The following is a 15346-nucleotide window of genomic DNA, read 5'->3' on the forward strand; positions in this document are numbered from 1 at the left end:
CAACGCCCGGCCCCGCGCGGGGATCGGGGGACCGCTCGCCGACGGGGGACAGAGGGACGGATCGGTGCCGCAGCCGGCGTGGCGCCGGTCCCTGCCGACAGGCGCCGCAGCGCCCGCGACGGACCAACCGCTTGATCACGGACAACTATCAAAGGGGGAGTGGCGCACCCGACACGATTCGAACGTGTGGCCTTTGCCTTCGGAGGGCAACGCTCTATCCAGCTGAGCTACGGGTGCGTGGCCTTTCCTATAGCGGCAGGTTCCGGGCACTGCAAGCCACCTTTCCGGGGAACCGCTGCCCGACGGAACGGTTCACTTCCCGCAGGCCGGGCCCCGGCCGCCCGCGGCGTCGCGCCGCAGTCCCGCAAGGTACCAAGGACCCCGGAATGCTTGGCGAACTCAGCCACTGGCTGCTCTGCATCGCAGGCGCAGCCACCATACTCGCAACCGCCGCCTCGTTCCTGCGCCTCCCCCACGGCGCCATCCGCAGCCTCGACTTCCCGCGCCTGCAGGCGATCGTGCTGTGCCTGCTGCTGGCGGTGCTGTTCTGGGCCCTCGAACCGCCACCCTGGAACCTGGCCTGGGCGCTGGCACTGGTGGTCGCGGCGGTGGCGCAGGGCGCGCTGGTCGTGATCTTCACGCCCCTCTGGCGGCGCCAGTCGCATCGCCCGCGCCATGCCGTGCCCGAGGCCCAGGTCACGCTGCTGGCCTGCAACGTCAAGCAGTCGAACCGCGCCTATCACCGGCTGATCGCCGCGATCCGGCGCGAGGATCCCGACATCGTCATGGGGCTCGAGATCGACGACGACTGGGCCGAGGCGCTCTCGGCGCTTGACGACGACTATCCGCACCGGGTGATGAACCCGCAGGACAACGGCTATGGCATGACGCTGCAGTCGCGTCTCGAGATCGCCGAGCACGAGTTGCGCGAACTGCTGCTGGAAGGCGTGCCCTCGATCCGGGCCCGGATCCGTCTGCGCACCGGCGAGGACTTCCGGCTGTACGTCGTGCACCCCGAGCCGCCGGTGCCCTATCACGACAGCGAGGGCCGCGACGCCGAGATCGGTCTCGTCGGGATCGAGGCGGCGAAGGACCCGCTGCCGGTGGTGGTGGCGGGCGACCTGAACGACGTCGCCTGGTCGCATACCACGCGCCGGTTCCAGCGGCTGTCGGGGCTGATGGACCCGCGGGTCGGGCGCGGCTTCTTCAACACCTTCGACGCGCGCTATCCGTTCCTGCGCTGGCCGCTCGACCACATGTTCCACGATGCCCGGTTCCGGCTGGTCGAGATGCGGCGGCTGGAACATGTCGGATCGGATCACTTCCCGATGCTGTTCCGCCTGCAGCTTGCCCCGGTCGAGGGCGGAGAGGCCCCCGAGGAGGTGCGCGACGAGGACCGCGAGGAGATCCGCGACATGGTCCGGACCGAGCGCGCCCGCGACCGCGAGCCGATCGGGTCGGACTGGGAGGACGAGGACTAGCGCCGGCGGGGAAACGGGATGGGGCGGAAGAGGGCCGTCGTCCGGGGCCGCTCCGCCGGCGGGCGCGGTGCGGGAGCGTCGGACGGGGGCGCTGCCCCCGGCCGCGTGCCGCGGCTCCCCCGGGATATTTCGGCAAAGTCGAGGGCGGCGGCGGGACGGGCGCGGGGACGGGCGCGACCGGGGGGGCGCGCTCAGCCGAAGAGGTCGTGGCAGAGTTCGAGCGCGTCGACCAGGGCGTCGACCTCGGCATGGGTGTTGTAGAGGCCGAAGCTCGCGCGGCAGGTGGCGGTGACGCCGAGGTGCTGCAGCAGCGGCATCGCGCAATGGGTGCCGGCGCGGACCGCGACCCCCTTCTGGTCGAGCACGGTCGAGATGTCATGCGCATGGGCCGGGCCCTGCAGCGTGAACGAGAAGATCGCGCCCTTGTCCGGGGCGGTGCCCTGGACCGTCAGCCAGTTCAGCCCGGCCAGGCGCTGCTGCGCATAGTCGCGCAGCGCGGCCTCGTGCGCGGCGACGTTCTCCATGCCGAGCCCCATCAGGTAGTCGAGCGCGACGCCCATCCCGATCTGGTTGACGATGCCCGGCGTGCCCGCCTCGAACCGCATCGGCGGCCTGGCGTAGCTGACCGTGTCGCGGAACACCTCGTGGATCATGTCGCCGCCACCGAGGAAGGGGCGCATCTCGGCCATCCGCTCTTTCGCGATCCAGATCGCGCCCGAGCCCGAGGGGCCATAGAGCTTGTGGCCGGTGATCGCGTAGAAGTCGCAGCCGATCGCGGGCACGTCGACGGGGCGGTGCACCGAGGCCTGGCTGCCGTCGACCAGCACCGGCACGCCCCTGGCGCGCGCGCCGGCCGAGATCGCGGCGACATCGACCAGCGTGCCCAGCACGTTCGACATGTGGGTGACCGCGACGAGCCGGGTCTTGGGGCCGATCGCGTCGATCACCCGCTGCGGGTCGAGCGAGCCGTCGGCCTCGCATTCGACCCATTTCAGCACCACGCCCTGGCGTTCGCGCAGGAAGTGCCAGGGCACGATGTTGGCATGATGTTCGAGGATCGACAGCACGATCTCGTCCCCGGGCTGCAGCCGCGGCGCGGCCCAGGCGTAGGACACGAGGTTCAGCCCCTCGGTCGTGCCGGAGGTGAAGACGATCTCGTCCTCGTCGGCGACGCCGAGGAACCGCGCGACCTTGCCGCGCACGGCCTCGTATTTCTCGGTCGAGATGGTCGAGAGCGTGTGCAGCCCGCGGTGGACATTGGCATAGTCCTGGGCATAGCCCTGCACCACCGCGTCGATCACCGCCTGCGGCTTCTGCGCCGAGGCGCCGTTGTCGAGATAGACCAGCGGCCTGCCGTTGACCTCGCGCGAGAGGATCGGGAAATCGCGGCGCACCGCCTCGACATCGTAACCCTGAGCCATCAGCGGGCCCTCCATCTTCTAAAATCCCATGCCGGCGGGCGTCAGCCCGACGATGCCCAGCACCGTCAGCATCACGAAACCCGCGACGAAGAAGCCCCCGAGCAGCGCGAAGAACACCTTCACCGCGCTGGTGAAGCCGTGCAGCTCCATCGTGAACTGGGTGAGCTGCCAGAAGAAGATCACCATCCCCGCGACCAGCAGAAGGTCGGCGAGCAGCGGCACCGCGAGGCCGGCCACCAGCTGCGCGACCTGCAGCAGCAGCAGCGTCACCTCGGCCCAGACCACCAGCAGGAGCGCGTCGGCGAAGCCGCCCCGCCCGCCGGCGGCGCGGCCGACCTGCGCGATCCCGGCCGAGATCACCAGCATCACCCCCGCCTGCACGATCGCCGTCGAGACCGCGGCCCCGAGCGGCGCCGCGCCATCGGCCGGGATCGCGCCGAGGATCATCATCGTCGCCTGCGCCAGCACCACCGAGCAGACCACCACCGTCACCAGCGCCAGCCAGCGCACCGGCATCGGCAGCCCGGTCCCGATCAGGAAGCGCGCGGCGCGCCGCGGCTCGGCCACCGACAGCCGCGCCAGCCCCAGAAGCCCCGAAAGATCCACCGACATCACGCCCTCTCGTCCATCGCCGCGCCCAGGCCCGCGAGCCACAGCCACAGGAAGGCGGTCCAGACCGCGATCCCGGTGGCGGTGGTCACGACCCCCGGCCCCGCGATCCCTGCCACGATCCCCTGCCCCAAGACCAGAGGCGAGACCGCGAGAAGCGCGGAAAACAGCGCGAGCCGCGCCAGGTAGCTGCCGCCCGGGCGCCCCGCCAGCCGCAGCGCGAGGCCGCTGAGCGCGGCCAGCGCGTAGAACCCGAGGGGCGCGATCAGCAGCGTGCCCAGAGCCGCGCCGCCCACCCGCGCCTCGGGCGGGATCGCGGGGTTGAGCGCGCCCGCGCGCAGTATCCCCGGCCATTGCGCGAGAAACAGCGCCAGGCACCCGCCCGCGAGCCGCGCGAGGGTGCGATCCTCGCGCAGGCCCTCGGTCAGCCGGGCCCGGATCGCGGCACGGGGGCCCCGCCAGGGGGCCGCGATCTCGGACCAGAGGCTCATCTGTGCCGGATCAGCCAGCCTTCGAGCCGGGCGACCAGCGCCGCCTGCAGGTCCTCGTCCTCGATCTCGGCGATCGCGTCGCCGAGGAAGGACAGCACCAGCAGCACCTGCGCATCCGCCAGCGGCACCCCGCGCGAGCGCAGGTAGAACAGCGCCACGTCGTCGATCGCGCCCGAGGTCGACCCGTGCGAGCACTTGACGTCGTCGGCGTAGATCTCGAGCTCGGGCTTGGCCAGGAACTGGCTGTCGCCGTCCAGCAGCAGCGACTGGCTGATCTGGTAGCCGTCGGTCTTCTGCGCGCCCTGCTTCACCAGGATCTTGCCCTGGAACACGCCGGTGGCGCCGTTCTTCAGCACCTTCTTGAACACCTGCCGGCTTTCGCAGCCGACGGCGTCATGGGTGATGAAGACGGTGTCGTCGTGCAGGAAGTCGCCGCCGTCGCCGACGGCCGCGCCAGCGACATGGGCGACGCAGTCGTCGCCCTTGATGTCCATCACCACCTCGTTGCGCGTCAGCCGCCCGTTCAGCGCGAGCGTGAAGCTCTTGAACAGCGCGCCCTCGGCGATGCGGGCGAAGACATGGGTCACCGCGCGGCGGTCATGGGCCCGGCCCTGCGCCCGCACGTGGTGGAAGCGCCCGCCCTCGGCCACGTCGACTTCCATCGACGAGACGAAGCGCGCCGCGGCGGTCCCGGTTTCAAGCAGCGTGACCTCGGCCCCGGTCTCGACCTTGACGACGTGGTGCAGCACCACCTCGGTGTCGGCCGCGCTCTGGCGGTATTCGATCGCCACCGGGCGCGCCGCCTTGCCGGTGGCGCGGATCAGCACGCCATCGGTCGCGGCATGGGTCGCGAAGGCGGCATAGGGCCGCGCGACCGGCGACTGGCCGGCCGCCTCGAGCGTGCCGTACAGGCCCTTGGCCCAGTGGATGTCGGCCGCGCCGTCGGCCTCGGCCAGCCGCGCGATCTCGATCCCGGTGCCGTCCAGCGCGTCCGAGGCCTCGGCGTCGAAGGCGCCGTCGGTGAAGACGATGCGCAGCCGGTCGGTCGCGGCGAAGATCTCGTCATCCGGACCGAACGGCTCCGAGGCCGGCACCGCGACCGCGTTCAGCGCCGCGGGGTCGGTATAGCGCCAGTACTCGTCGCGCCGCCCGGGCAGGCCCATCGCCTGCAGCCGCGCCAGCGCCGCGGCCCGCGCCTCGGCGGTGAAGCCGCCCGCGGGCGCCGCGACCGCCGCGAGCCGGGCAGAGGTCGCCTCGGCCCGGCGGTCGTCCTTGAGGGAAGCCACCGCCATCATTCCACCTCGGACAGCAGGTCGGCATAGCCGTTCTGCTCGACTTCCAGCGCCAGTTCCGGGCCGCCGGTCTTGATGATCCGGCCATTGGCCATGATGTGCACGACGTCCGGCTTGATGTGGTCGAGCAGCCGCTGGTAGTGCGTGATCACGAGGAACGAGCGGCCCGCGTCGCGCAGCGCGTTCACGCCGTCGGCCACCAGCCGCATCGCGTCGACGTCGAGACCCGAGTCGGTCTCGTCGAGGATGCACATCTTCGGCTCCAGCATCGCCATCTGCAGGATCTCGTTGCGCTTCTTCTCGCCGCCCGAGAAGCCGACGTTGACCGGGCGCTTGAGCATCTCGGCGTCGATGTTCAGCGTCTTGGCCTTCTCGCGCACCAGCTTGAGGAAGTCGGCGGCGCTGATCTCCTCCTCGCCGCGCGCCTTGCGCTGGGCGTTCACCGCGGTGCGCAGGAAGGTCATGTTGCCCACGCCCGGGATCTCGACCGGGTACTGGAACGCGAGGAACAGGCCCGCCGCGGCACGCTCCTCGGGCTCCATCTCCAGCAGGTCCTCGCCGTTCAGCGTGGCGCTGCCGCCGGTGACCTCATAGCCGTCGCGGCCCGACAGCACGTAGGACAGCGTCGACTTGCCCGAGCCGTTGGGGCCCATGATCGCGTGGACGCGGCCGGCTTCGACGGTCAGGTCAAGACCCTTGAGGATCTGCTTGTCCTCGTCCTCGAGCTTCACCTGGAGGTTGCGGATTTCCAGCATGTTCGTCCTTTCAGTCATCTTGGCGGCGCGCCTCGGCGGCCGCGTGTCAGGGGTGGGGCCCGCGGCCCCGATCGCAGGGACGCGGCCGCTCACAGCGGGCGCGTCATCAACTCCATGATCCCGGCCAGGTCGCGCACCGGGAACAGCCGCGGCACCAGCCGGTAGACCGCCATCCGGCCGCAGATCTCGTCGGGTTCGACCCAGCGCTCGACCTCGGCATAGCGCGGCCGGTCGGCATAGTCGTCGAACAGCACCGTCACCGGCTTGCGGATCTGGAACGCCGTCGCCAGCAGGCAGCCCACGCGAAACCGCCCGTCGATCAGCACCACGTCGGGATGCGCGAAATCCTCGCGCTCCCAGACGCCCAGCGGGTACAGGTGGAACGACCGCCAGCGCTCGTCATCCACCGGCTTGCCCCAGCGCCCGGTCGGGCCGATGTCGGCATGGTGGAACGTCACCGGCGAGCGGCCGGGGTTCGCCGCGAACCACCGCTGCATCCCCGCGATCCAGGCCGCGTCGCTCTCGACCGAGGTGATGGTCTTGCCGTCCATGTCCGCCGCCAGCACCGTCGAGCCGCCGGCGCCGTATTCCAGGATCACCTCCGCGGCGGCATAGGCCGCGCGCAGGCGCTCGCCCTCGGCCACCGGCAGCGTCAGCTCGGGCCGGGTGCCGTCCGGAAAGGCGAACGGCTTCTTGACGGTGTCGATCTCGACCATGGCGTGCCTCTCAGCCGACGTCTTCAGCCAACCGAGCCTTCGAGGCTGATCGCCACCAGGCTCTGGGCCTCCATCGCGAACTCCATCGGCAGCGCCTGCAGCACCTCGCGGCAGAAGCCGTTGACGACCAGCGCCACCGCCTCTTCCTCGTCCATGCCGCGCTGGCGGCAATAGAACAGCTGCTCGTCATCGACCTTCGAGGTGGTGGCCTCGTGCTCGACCCGGGCCGAGTTGTTCTTGACCTCGATGTAGGGCACCGTGTGGGCCCCGCACTGGTCGCCGATCAGCAGGCTGTCGCACTGGGTGTAGTTGCGCCCGTTCTTCGCTTTCGGGTGCATGCTGACCAGGCCGCGATAGGTGTTCTGCGCCCGGCCGGCCGAGATGCCCTTGGACACGATGCGCGATTTGGTGTCGCGGCCCAGGTGGATCATCTTGGTGCCGGTATCGGCCTGCTGCATGTTGTTGGCGATGGCGATCGAGTAGAACTCGCCCTGGCTTTCCGCGCCGCGCAGGATGCAGCTGGGGTATTTCCAGGTGATGGCCGAGCCGGTCTCGACCTGGGTCCACATCACCTTGGCCCGCGCCTCGCGGCAGTCGGCACGCTTGGTGACGAAGTTGTAGATCCCGCCCTTGCCCTCGTCATCGCCGGGGAACCAGTTCTGCACGGTCGAATACTTGACCTCGGCATCCTCGAGGATCACCAGCTCGACCACCGCCGCGTGCAGCTGCGCGGTGTCGCGCTTGGGCGCGGTGCAGCCCTCGAGGTAGCTCACGTAGCTGCCCTTGTCGGCGATGATCAGCGTGCGCTCGAACTGGCCGGTGTTCTCGGCGTTGATGCGGAAATAGGTCGACAGCTCCATCGGGCAGCGCACGCCCGGCGGGATGTAGACGAAGGACCCGTCCGAGAAGACGGCCGAGTTCAGCGTGGCGAAGAAGTTGTCGGTCTGCGGCACGACGGAGCCGAGGTATTTCTTCACCAGCTCGGGGTGTTTCTGGATCGCTTCCGAGATCGAGCAGAAGATGACGCCCGCCTTCTCCAGTTCCTTCTGGAAGGTGGTCCCGACCGAGACGCTGTCGAACACGGCGTCGACCGCGACCTTGCGGCCCTCGGCCGGCGCGGCCTCCGCGCCCTCGACCCCGGCCAGGATCATCTGCTCCTTCAGCGGGATCCCCAGCTTCTCGTAGGTCGCGAGCAGCTTGGGATCGACCTCGTCCAGCGACTTCGGCTTCTCGGCCATGCTCTTGGGCTTGGCGTAGTAATACAGGTCCTGGTAGTCGATCTTGGGATAGTGAAGCATCGCCCAGCGCGGCTCCTCCATCTCCTTCCAGCGGGCGAAGGCCTGCAGGCGCCACTCGGTCATCCATTCCGGCTCGTTGTTCTTGGCCGAGATCAGGCGGACGATGTCCTCGGTCACGCCCTTGGGGGCGTATTCCATCTCGATCTCGGTTTCCCAGCCGTACTTGTAGGCGCCCATGTTCTGGACGGTCTCGACCGTTTCCCGGTCGACACCCTCGCGCACCTCAAGGTCGGGGCTCGTGTCGATCTTTTCATCCAGCGTCATGTCGTTTCCGTTTCATTGCGGCACCTTGCGGTGCATACTTGATCTGTTGTCTCAGGCAGCGCGCGACAGGTGGCGCTGCGCGGCCCGCACCCAGGCCTCGGCGAATCGCATGATCTCCTCCTCGGTGGTCGCAGGCCCGATCGAGACCCTGACCGCCGAGGCGGCGGCGGTCCCGTCGAAGCCCATCGCGGCCAGGGTGGCGCTTGCGCGCACCTTGCCCGAAGAGCAGGCCGAGCCCGCCGAAACGGCGAAGCCCGCGAGATCCATCTGCATCACCTGCGTCTCGCCCTTCCAGCCGGGCAGGATCAGCGTGGTGGTGTTGGGCAGCCGCGGGCTTTGCTTTCCCGCAAATGTAACATTCGGGACGGCCGATGCCACCGCCTGTTCTAGAATATTTCTAAGATCGGCGACCCGCTCCCAGACGCCGTCGGCCAGATCGCGCGCCGCGGCGGTGGTGGCGGCGGCGAAGCCCGCGATGCCGACCAGGTTCTCGGTCCCGGCGCGCCGGCCCATCTCCTGGCCGCCGCCGCGCATCTGCGCCGCGACCTCGACCCCGCGCCGCACCACCAGCGCGCCCACGCCCTTGGGCCCGCCAAGCTTGTGCGCCGAGACCAGGCCCATCCGGCAGTCGAGCCAGTTGAAGGCGAAGGCGACCTTGCCGAAGGCCTGGGTCAGGTCCGTCACCGCCAGCCCCGCCGGCAGCTCCTGCAGCACGCCGGTCTCGGAATTGGCCAGCTGCAGCGCGCTCGCGCCCGGATCGGCCACCGCGACCCGCCCGTCCGCCGCGACCGGCAGCGCGCCGGTCCCCCAGGCGCTGACGGCCTCGTGCTCGATCGGCGCGGTGGCCAGCCCCCGCCCCGCCATCGCCAGCGCCGCCGCCTCGGTCGCGCTGCCGGTGAAGACGATGTCGGCCCCGTCGGCCCCGAGCGCATCGGCGATGTCCGCCCGCGCCCGCTCCATCAGCGCCTTCGCGGCCCGCCCCTCGGCATGGACCGAGGACGGGTTGCCCAGCAGCTCCATGGCCCCGAGCATCGCCGCCCGCGCCTCGGGCCGCATCGGCGCCGTCGCATTCCAGTCCAGGTAGACCCGCGCAGTCACTGCTCCGTCCTCTTTCGCATTGGCTCAAATATCCCGGGGGGTCCGGGGGGCAGCGCCCCCCGGCCGGCCTCCCCGGGCGCCGCCCTCAATCCTCGACCCGGAACAGCGAGGGCACCGCCGGACAGGGCTTGAGCCCATTCTTCACCACGTCCTGCAGCGTCGTCGCGTGCAGGAACACGTAGACCTGCGCCGACAGGCTCTCCCACAGCCGGTTCACCATCGACTGCGCCCGCGTCCCCGACACGCCGCCGGTCGCGCCCGCGCCGGTGTGCATCGCGCTCACCGTCTCCTCGACCGCCTCGAGCACCTCCGACACCCGGATCGTCTCGGGCGCGCGGGCCAGGCGATAGCCGCCGCCGGGGCCGCGCACCGATTCCACCAGCCCCGCCCGGCGCAGCTTGACGAACAGCTGCTCGAGATAGGGCAGCGAGATGTCCTGGCGGTCCGAGATCTCGGCCAGCGTCGTCAGCCCCGTGCTGCCCGGCTTGGCCGCCGCCCCGGTCACCGCCAGATCGGCGAGCGCCACCATCGCGTAGCGCCCCTTGGTCGAAAGCTTCATCCCGCCCGGCCTTTCCCGATCCGCCCCGCCGCGGCCCGCCTCCGGCCATGCCCCGGCCCCGGCCCGCGTGCAAGAACATTGACGCCATCCGCAGGGCCGCTTAACTGCAACCCGCACGAGAGCCCCGCGCGGGCTCTTTAGAACGTTTCTAGGGTAGCCGAGCGAAAGCGTCAAGATTGGCGCTGCGCGACCGGGGCCCGCAACCGAGCAGGCGCGATGCCCGAAGTGATTTTTCCCGGCCCCGAAGGCCGGCTCGAAGGCCGCTACCACCCGCAGAAGGACCGTGACGCGCCGATAGCGATCGTGCTGCATCCGCATCCGCAGTTCGGCGGCACGATGAACAACCGCGTGGTCTACAACCTGCATTACGCCTTCTACCGGCTGGGCTTCACGGTGCTGCGGTTCAACTTCCGCGGCGTCGGGCGCAGCCAGGGCGAATACGACCAGGGCATCGGCGAGCTGTCGGACGCGGCCTCGGCGCTCGACTACCTGCAGGCGATGAACCCGAACTCCAAGCACTGCTGGGTCGCGGGCTTCTCGTTCGGGGCCTGGATCGGCATGCAGCTTCTGATGCGCCGGCCCGAGATCACCGGCTTCATCTCGGTCGCGCCGCCGGCCAACATGTACGACTTCTCGTTCCTCGCGCCCTGCCCCTCCTCGGGGCTGATCATCAACGGCTCGGCCGACCGGGTCGCGCCGCCCAAGGACGTCAACGGCCTGGTGGGCAAGCTGCGCGAGCAGAAGGGCATCACCATCAGCCACGAGACGATCGACGGCGCCGACCACTTCTTCAAGGACGAAGAGTCGCACATGACCCCGATGATCCAGCATGTCAGCGACTATGTCGCGCGGCGGCTGACCGAGGGGTCGCGCTGATGGCGCTGGTCGACGATCTCGCCGATGCGCTGGCCCGCGACGTGCTGGCCGCGCAGCCCGAGCTCGACGACGACCGCTTCTACGACAAGGTGAGCGCGGCGGTCGGCGCGCTCTCTCCGACGCTGCAGGAGGCGTTCATGACCTCGGTCCGGCTGCGGCTGGCCGAGATCCGCGGCCGCCGCTTCCTCGAGGCCGCGCTGCAGGCACGGCGCGGCGAGGGCTGAGCCGGGCGGCCGCGACGGGGCGCCCGCGGCAGCGAGGGGTTGCCCGCGGCAGCGAGGGGGCGCCGCCCCCTCTTGGCCTGCGGCCAATTCACCCCCGGGATATTTCGGCCAAGGCGAAAGGCGGCGGCGCGATTGAGCGCGGGCGGCGGCGGTGGTAGGACCGCGCCATGACAGACAGCCCCGAAGACCGCCTCACCCGCCAGTTCGCCTTCCTGACCGAGGCCGACCGGCTGAAGACCGTGCTGCGCGGGACCACCATCACCGACGGCGCGCGGCGCGAGAATTCCGGCGAGCATTCCTGGCACCTAGCGCTTTATGCGCTGGCGCTGGCCGGCGAGGCGCCCGAGGGCGTGTCGATCGACCGGGTGATCCGGATGCTGCTGATCCATGACCTGGTCGAGATCGACGTCGGCGACGTGCCGATCCATTCGCAGGGCGGCCAGGCCCATGGCTCGGCCGCGATCCAGGCCGCCGAGGCGGCGGCGGCGGCGCGGATCTTCGGCCTGCTGCCCGAGGACCAGGGCGCGCCGCTGCTGGCGCTGTGGCACGAGTTCGAGGCCAACGAGAGCCCGGACGCGGTCTTTGCCAAGTCGCTCGACCGGGTGCAGCCGGTCTTGCAGAACATCGCCGCCGGCGGCGGCACCTGGACGGAATACCAGGTGACCTGGCCGCAGCTCGAGGCCCGGGTCGGGGTCAAGATCGCCCGCGGCCTGCCGCGGGTCTGGGACTGGGTGCGCGCCCGCGCCCGGCCGTTCTTCGACTGATCCGCCGGGACTGAGCCGCCGGTTGGCCGCGCGCGCCCCCCGGGGGGATCGCCGGAGGATCGCCGGAAATCCGCGGCATTCTTGCCGCCCGCGTCGCGGCCCCGCCGGATCGCCGCCACAATCCGGCGGCCATCCTGTCCCTGACCCCGAGGCTTCAGGAGACGCGACCGATGACCCATTCCCCTGCCCGCCCGCGCCGCGGCGCCCTGGCCGCGCTGGCGCTGTGCGCCGCGCTGGCGACGCTGACCGCGGCGCCCGCCGCGCGCGCCGAACCCGCGGCCGCACCCGCCCGCGGCGCGCCGCTCTTCGCGCCGCTGCCCGAGGCCAGCGCCACAGCGCGGCCCCGCGCGCTCGCCCTCGCGCCGCTGCGCGACTGGATGAGCCCCGAGGTCGGCGCCGCCTGGGCGCAGGGCTGGACCGGCAAGGGCACCACGGTGACGGTGATCGACGACTTCACCTCGACCCAGCGGCTGCGCGGCAATCTCGGGACCGGGGTCCGCAACCAGCGCCACGGCGAGTGGGTGCGCGACGAGGCGAGGATGATCGCCCCCGGCGCCAGCTTCGCCACGCAAAGCTTCTATTCGGGCCGGGCGGTGGTGCCGAGGGGCGGGCTGAACGTGCTCAACCTCAGCTACGGCTCGCCGGTCGCGGCCTCGGTCCCGTTCGACCAGATCGGCTGGTCGGCGCAGGAACGCTCGATCCGGACGCTGGCCGACACGGGCCGCGCGGTGGTGGTGAAATCGGCCGGCAACGACGGCGTCGCGATCGGCAGCGCCAACCGGCAGGGCCGGATCGACGCGCTGAACACCTATCTGACCGGCGTGCAGGGCACGATCTTCGTCGGCGCGCTCGACCGCAACGGCACGCCCGAGGCGCAGTCGCGGCTGACGGGCTATTCGAACTTCGCCGGCGCGGACGAGACGGTGCAGGGCCAGTTCCTGTCGGTCGGGGTCGAGAGCGCGAAGACCGGGCTTGCCGGCACCTCGTTCGCGGCGCCGATCGTGTCGGGCTATGCCGCGATCGTGGGGCAGAAGTTCAAGGGCGCGACCGCGCCGCAGATCGCGACGCAACTGCTGACCACCGCGCGCACCGACACGATCGCGGGCTTCGACCCCGGCCTGCACGGCCGCGGCGAGGCCAGCCTGTCGCGCGCCCTCGCCCCCGACGCGATCCGCTGAGGCCCGCCTCCGCCGCGGCGCCCGCCCGCGGGGCGGCCGCGCCGCCGCCTAGAACGCATGTTCGAGCCGCAGCACCAGCTGCGTCTCGGCCCGCCCCGACATCTGCAGGCGGTAGCGCAGCGTCTCCTCGGGCGGCAGGAGCCCGGCCGCGAGCCGGCAGTTGACCCGCCGCAGCCCGCCGATCGCGCCGTAGTCGGCCTTGCAGTCGCGCTCGACCAGCCGGCCGCCGAGCAGCGTGACGGCCGAGATCGACAGCACCGTCCGCGGCCCGGTCTCGCGGCTGTAGCCCAGCCCGAGCCAGAGGCCGGGATCGATGCGGTACTTGGGCCCGCTCTCGCCGGTGCTGACGCCCCAGATCACCGCGACGCCGCGCCCGAGCGCCGTCACCAGCCGCAGGTTCACCTCGGCGCGGTCGGCGTGGTACCAGTCGGCGAAGGCGATGCGGCCGCCGCCCGCAAGCTCGTAGCCGCCGCGCCCGAGGCTTCGGGCCGCGTCCGACCGGCGCGAGCCGGCGAAGATGTCCATCAGCGCCGTGCGCTCGCGCAGGGCCGCCCCGGCATCGCCCGACCACGGTTGCCCCGCCGCCGGCGCGCCCGAAAGCAGCGCCAGCGCCACCAGCGCCCGCCCGATCCCCGGCCCGATCCCCCGCCGCGCCTGCCGCCAGTGCCATGCCCGCCCGGCCACGGGCCCCGCCGCGGCCGGCACTGGCATCGGCAAAGGCAGGGATGTCGCGCGCGCCGTCACGGCCCGCGCCGCTCGCCGCTGTGCGATTAGCCGCCATGCCCCTGACCAGCGCGCCACCGACCGCCACGCCCCTGACCAGCGCGCCACCGCCTGCAGCGCCGCGTCGGGGCGGTCCGCCTGTCCTGCCCGCATGCCCGCGCGCTTTCCGAAATGTCCTGTCGGATAACAGCCTGACGGCAAAGCATGTGCAGGAGCCTAACGCCGCGGAACGCCGGGGGACGCCGCGGACGGCCGGGGGGTGCGGCAGATGGCCCAAGATGTGGCATACAATCGCATACCATCTTTCCCGGCCCCGCGAATTCCGCTAAGACCCGGGACGACGAGTCACACCAACCAAGAGGCTTCCATGTCGAAGATCAAGGTAGCGAACCCGGTCGTCGAGCTCGACGGCGACGAGATGACCCGGATCATCTGGGATTTCATCAAGAAGAAACTGATCCTGCCCTACCTCGACGTCGACCTGAAGTACTACGATCTGGGCATCGAGGAGCGTGACCGCACCGACGACCAGATCACGGTCGACGCGGCGAACGCGATCAAGGAATACGGCGTCGGCGTGAAATGCGCCACGATCACCCCCGACGAGCAGCGCGTCGAGGAATTCGGCCTGAAGTCGATGTGGCGCTCGCCCAACGGCACGATCCGCAACATCCTGGGCGGCGTGATCTTCCGCGAGCCGATCATCTGCCAGAACGTGCCGCGCCTGGTGCCGGGCTGGACCAAGCCGATCGTCGTCGGCCGCCACGCCTTCGGCGACCAGTACCGCGCCACCGACTTCAAGTTCCCCGGCAAGGGGAAGCTGTCGATCAAGTTCGTCGGCGAGGACGGCACCGAGATCGAGAAGGAGGTCTTCCAGGCCCCCGGCGCCGGCGTGACCATGGCGATGTACAACCTCGACCAGTCGATCATCGACTTCGCGCGCTCGTCGATGAACTACGGCCTGCTCAAGGGCTGGCCGGTGTACCTGTCGACCAAGAACACCATCCTCAAGGCCTATGACGGCCGCTTCAAGGACCTGTTCCAGAAGGTCTACGAGGAAGAGTTCGAGGAGAAGTTCAAGGCCGCGGGCATCCATTACGAGCACCGGCTGATCGACGACATGGTCGCCTCGGCGCTGAAGTGGTCGGGCGGCTATGTCTGGGCCTGCAAGAACTACGACGGCGACGTGCAGTCGGACACCGTGGCGCAGGGCTTCGGCTCGCTCGGCCTGATGACCTCGGTGCTGATGACGCCCGATGGCAAGATCGTGGAAGCCGAGGCCGCGCACGGCACCGTCACCCGCCACTACCGCCAGCACCAGCAGGGCAAGGAGACCTCGACCAACTCCATCGCCTCGATCTACGCCTGGACCGGCGGCCTCAAGCACCGTGCCAAGCTTGACAGCAACGCGGCGCTGATGACCTTCGCCGAGACGCTGGAGAAGGTGACCGTGCAGACCGTCGAGGACGGGTTCATGACCAAGGACCTCGCGCTGCTGGTCGGGCCGGACCAGAAGTGGCTCACCACCATGGGCTATCTCGAGAAGGTCGACGAGTACCTGAACAAGGCGCTGGCCTGACCGGCGGAGCCGGGGGCT

At 70.6% G+C, this 15346-nt stretch carries 16 protein-coding genes and 1 tRNA gene; 6 read left to right on the forward strand and 11 right to left on the reverse strand.

From position 1 onward, the window contains the following. Positions 1-160 precede the first annotated feature (160 nt). Positions 161-237 (reverse strand) — tRNA-Arg (locus tag V8J39_RS05010). 149 nt (positions 238-386) lie between these two features. On the opposite strand from V8J39_RS05010, the gene V8J39_RS05015 reads away from it, so the two are divergent. After that, a complete protein-coding gene (locus tag V8J39_RS05015; protein WP_336459746.1) occupies positions 387-1481 on the forward strand; it encodes an endonuclease/exonuclease/phosphatase family protein in 1095 nt (364 codons plus the stop codon). A 191-nt stretch (positions 1482-1672) separates the two neighbouring features. Here the strand turns inward: V8J39_RS05015 and V8J39_RS05020 are convergent, their stop codons facing one another. The 9 genes from V8J39_RS05020 to V8J39_RS05060 all read right to left on the reverse strand — a co-directional run bounded on the left by V8J39_RS05020 (position 1673) and on the right by V8J39_RS05060 (position 9984). Then, positions 1673-2902: a cysteine desulfurase gene (locus V8J39_RS05020; RefSeq protein ID WP_336459747.1), complete on the reverse strand. Its 1230-nt coding sequence runs from the start codon at positions 2900-2902 to the stop codon at positions 1673-1675. 18 nt (positions 2903-2920) lie between these two features. Next, positions 2921-3514: a YIP1 family protein gene (locus tag V8J39_RS05025; protein WP_336459748.1), complete on the reverse strand. Its 594-nt coding sequence runs from the start codon at positions 3512-3514 to the stop codon at positions 2921-2923. Continuing rightward, the gene (locus V8J39_RS05030) at positions 3514-4002 is read right to left on the reverse strand and encodes a YIP1 family protein (RefSeq protein ID WP_336459749.1); all 489 of its coding nucleotides are present in this window, start codon (positions 4000-4002) and stop codon (positions 3514-3516) included. Before V8J39_RS05030 ends, V8J39_RS05025 begins: the two co-directional genes overlap by 1 nt. Continuing rightward, the gene (locus V8J39_RS05035) at positions 3999-5294 is read right to left on the reverse strand and encodes a SufB/SufD family protein (RefSeq protein WP_336459750.1); all 1296 of its coding nucleotides are present in this window, start codon (positions 5292-5294) and stop codon (positions 3999-4001) included. The genes V8J39_RS05030 and V8J39_RS05035 overlap by 4 nt, the downstream gene beginning before the upstream one ends. Next, the gene (gene sufC, locus V8J39_RS05040; protein ID WP_336460205.1) at positions 5294-6049 is read right to left on the reverse strand and encodes a Fe-S cluster assembly ATPase SufC; all 756 of its coding nucleotides are present in this window, start codon (positions 6047-6049) and stop codon (positions 5294-5296) included. The genes V8J39_RS05035 and sufC overlap by 1 nt, the downstream gene beginning before the upstream one ends. A gap of 89 nt (positions 6050-6138) precedes the next feature. Next, positions 6139-6765: a hypothetical protein gene (locus V8J39_RS05045; protein WP_336459751.1), complete on the reverse strand. Its 627-nt coding sequence runs from the start codon at positions 6763-6765 to the stop codon at positions 6139-6141. A gap of 23 nt (positions 6766-6788) precedes the next feature. Further along, positions 6789-8327 (reverse strand): Fe-S cluster assembly protein SufB, encoded by a 1539-nt coding sequence (gene sufB / locus V8J39_RS05050; protein ID WP_336459752.1) that lies wholly within the window; start codon positions 8325-8327, stop codon positions 6789-6791. A gap of 51 nt (positions 8328-8378) precedes the next feature. Next, positions 8379-9425 carry a cysteine desulfurase family protein gene (locus tag V8J39_RS05055; protein ID WP_336459753.1) on the reverse strand — a complete coding sequence of 349 codons (1047 nt, stop codon included), beginning with the start codon at positions 9423-9425 and terminating at the stop codon, positions 8379-8381. Between the two features lie 85 nt (positions 9426-9510). Continuing rightward, positions 9511-9984: an Rrf2 family transcriptional regulator gene (locus V8J39_RS05060; RefSeq protein ID WP_336459754.1), complete on the reverse strand. Its 474-nt coding sequence runs from the start codon at positions 9982-9984 to the stop codon at positions 9511-9513. Positions 9985-10200: 216 nt separating this feature from the next. On the opposite strand from V8J39_RS05060, the gene V8J39_RS05065 reads away from it, so the two are divergent. From V8J39_RS05065 to V8J39_RS05080, 4 genes are all read left to right on the forward strand, one after another. Further along, on the forward strand, positions 10201-10860 hold the full coding sequence (locus V8J39_RS05065; RefSeq protein ID WP_336459755.1) for an alpha/beta hydrolase: 660 nt from the start codon (positions 10201-10203) through the stop codon (positions 10858-10860). After that, positions 10860-11084 carry a hypothetical protein gene (locus tag V8J39_RS05070; protein ID WP_336459756.1) on the forward strand — a complete coding sequence of 75 codons (225 nt, stop codon included), beginning with the start codon at positions 10860-10862 and terminating at the stop codon, positions 11082-11084. Before V8J39_RS05065 ends, V8J39_RS05070 begins: the two co-directional genes overlap by 1 nt. 167 nt (positions 11085-11251) lie before the next feature. Further along, positions 11252-11848: an HD domain-containing protein gene (locus tag V8J39_RS05075; RefSeq protein WP_336459757.1), complete on the forward strand. Its 597-nt coding sequence runs from the start codon at positions 11252-11254 to the stop codon at positions 11846-11848. Between the two features lie 170 nt (positions 11849-12018). Further along, on the forward strand, positions 12019-13026 hold the full coding sequence (locus V8J39_RS05080) for a S8 family serine peptidase (RefSeq protein ID WP_336459758.1): 1008 nt from the start codon (positions 12019-12021) through the stop codon (positions 13024-13026). A gap of 48 nt (positions 13027-13074) precedes the next feature. Here the strand turns inward: V8J39_RS05080 and V8J39_RS05085 are convergent, their stop codons facing one another. Then, positions 13075-13710 (reverse strand): hypothetical protein, encoded by a 636-nt coding sequence (locus V8J39_RS05085; protein WP_336459759.1) that lies wholly within the window; start codon positions 13708-13710, stop codon positions 13075-13077. Between the two features lie 406 nt (positions 13711-14116). Here V8J39_RS05085 and V8J39_RS05090 point away from each other — a divergent pair, with 406 nt between their 5' ends. Next, on the forward strand, positions 14117-15328 hold the full coding sequence (locus V8J39_RS05090) for an NADP-dependent isocitrate dehydrogenase (protein ID WP_336459760.1): 1212 nt from the start codon (positions 14117-14119) through the stop codon (positions 15326-15328). Positions 15329-15346 lie beyond the last annotated feature (18 nt).

The organism is Frigidibacter sp. MR17.24 (genome assembly GCF_037095655.1).
GTDB lineage: Bacteria > Pseudomonadota > Alphaproteobacteria > Rhodobacterales > Rhodobacteraceae > Frigidibacter.

Bases quoted from the DNA above. Each gene is read 5' to 3' on its own strand.
- V8J39_RS05015 (WP_336459746.1), top strand. From the start codon at position 387: ATGCTTGGCGAACTCAGCCACTGGCTGCTCTGCATCGCAGGCGCAGCC.
- V8J39_RS05020 (WP_336459747.1), bottom strand. From the start codon at position 2,902: ATGGCTCAGGGTTACGATGTCGAGGCGGTGCGCCGCGATTTCCCGATC.
- V8J39_RS05025 (WP_336459748.1), bottom strand. From the start codon at position 3,514: ATGTCGGTGGATCTTTCGGGGCTTCTGGGGCTGGCGCGGCTGTCGGTG.
- V8J39_RS05030 (WP_336459749.1), bottom strand. From the start codon at position 4,002: ATGAGCCTCTGGTCCGAGATCGCGGCCCCCTGGCGGGGCCCCCGTGCC.
- V8J39_RS05035 (WP_336459750.1), bottom strand. From the start codon at position 5,294: ATGGCGGTGGCTTCCCTCAAGGACGACCGCCGGGCCGAGGCGACCTCT.
- sufC (WP_336460205.1), bottom strand. From the start codon at position 6,049: ATGCTGGAAATCCGCAACCTCCAGGTGAAGCTCGAGGACGAGGACAAG.
- V8J39_RS05045 (WP_336459751.1), bottom strand. From the start codon at position 6,765: ATGGTCGAGATCGACACCGTCAAGAAGCCGTTCGCCTTTCCGGACGGC.
- sufB (WP_336459752.1), bottom strand. From the start codon at position 8,327: ATGACGCTGGATGAAAAGATCGACACGAGCCCCGACCTTGAGGTGCGC.
- V8J39_RS05060 (WP_336459754.1), bottom strand. From the start codon at position 9,984: ATGAAGCTTTCGACCAAGGGGCGCTACGCGATGGTGGCGCTCGCCGAT.
- V8J39_RS05065 (WP_336459755.1), top strand. From the start codon at position 10,201: ATGCCCGAAGTGATTTTTCCCGGCCCCGAAGGCCGGCTCGAAGGCCGC.
- V8J39_RS05070 (WP_336459756.1), top strand. From the start codon at position 10,860: ATGGCGCTGGTCGACGATCTCGCCGATGCGCTGGCCCGCGACGTGCTG.
- V8J39_RS05075 (WP_336459757.1), top strand. From the start codon at position 11,252: ATGACAGACAGCCCCGAAGACCGCCTCACCCGCCAGTTCGCCTTCCTG.
- V8J39_RS05080 (WP_336459758.1), top strand. From the start codon at position 12,019: ATGACCCATTCCCCTGCCCGCCCGCGCCGCGGCGCCCTGGCCGCGCTG.
- V8J39_RS05090 (WP_336459760.1), top strand. From the start codon at position 14,117: ATGTCGAAGATCAAGGTAGCGAACCCGGTCGTCGAGCTCGACGGCGAC.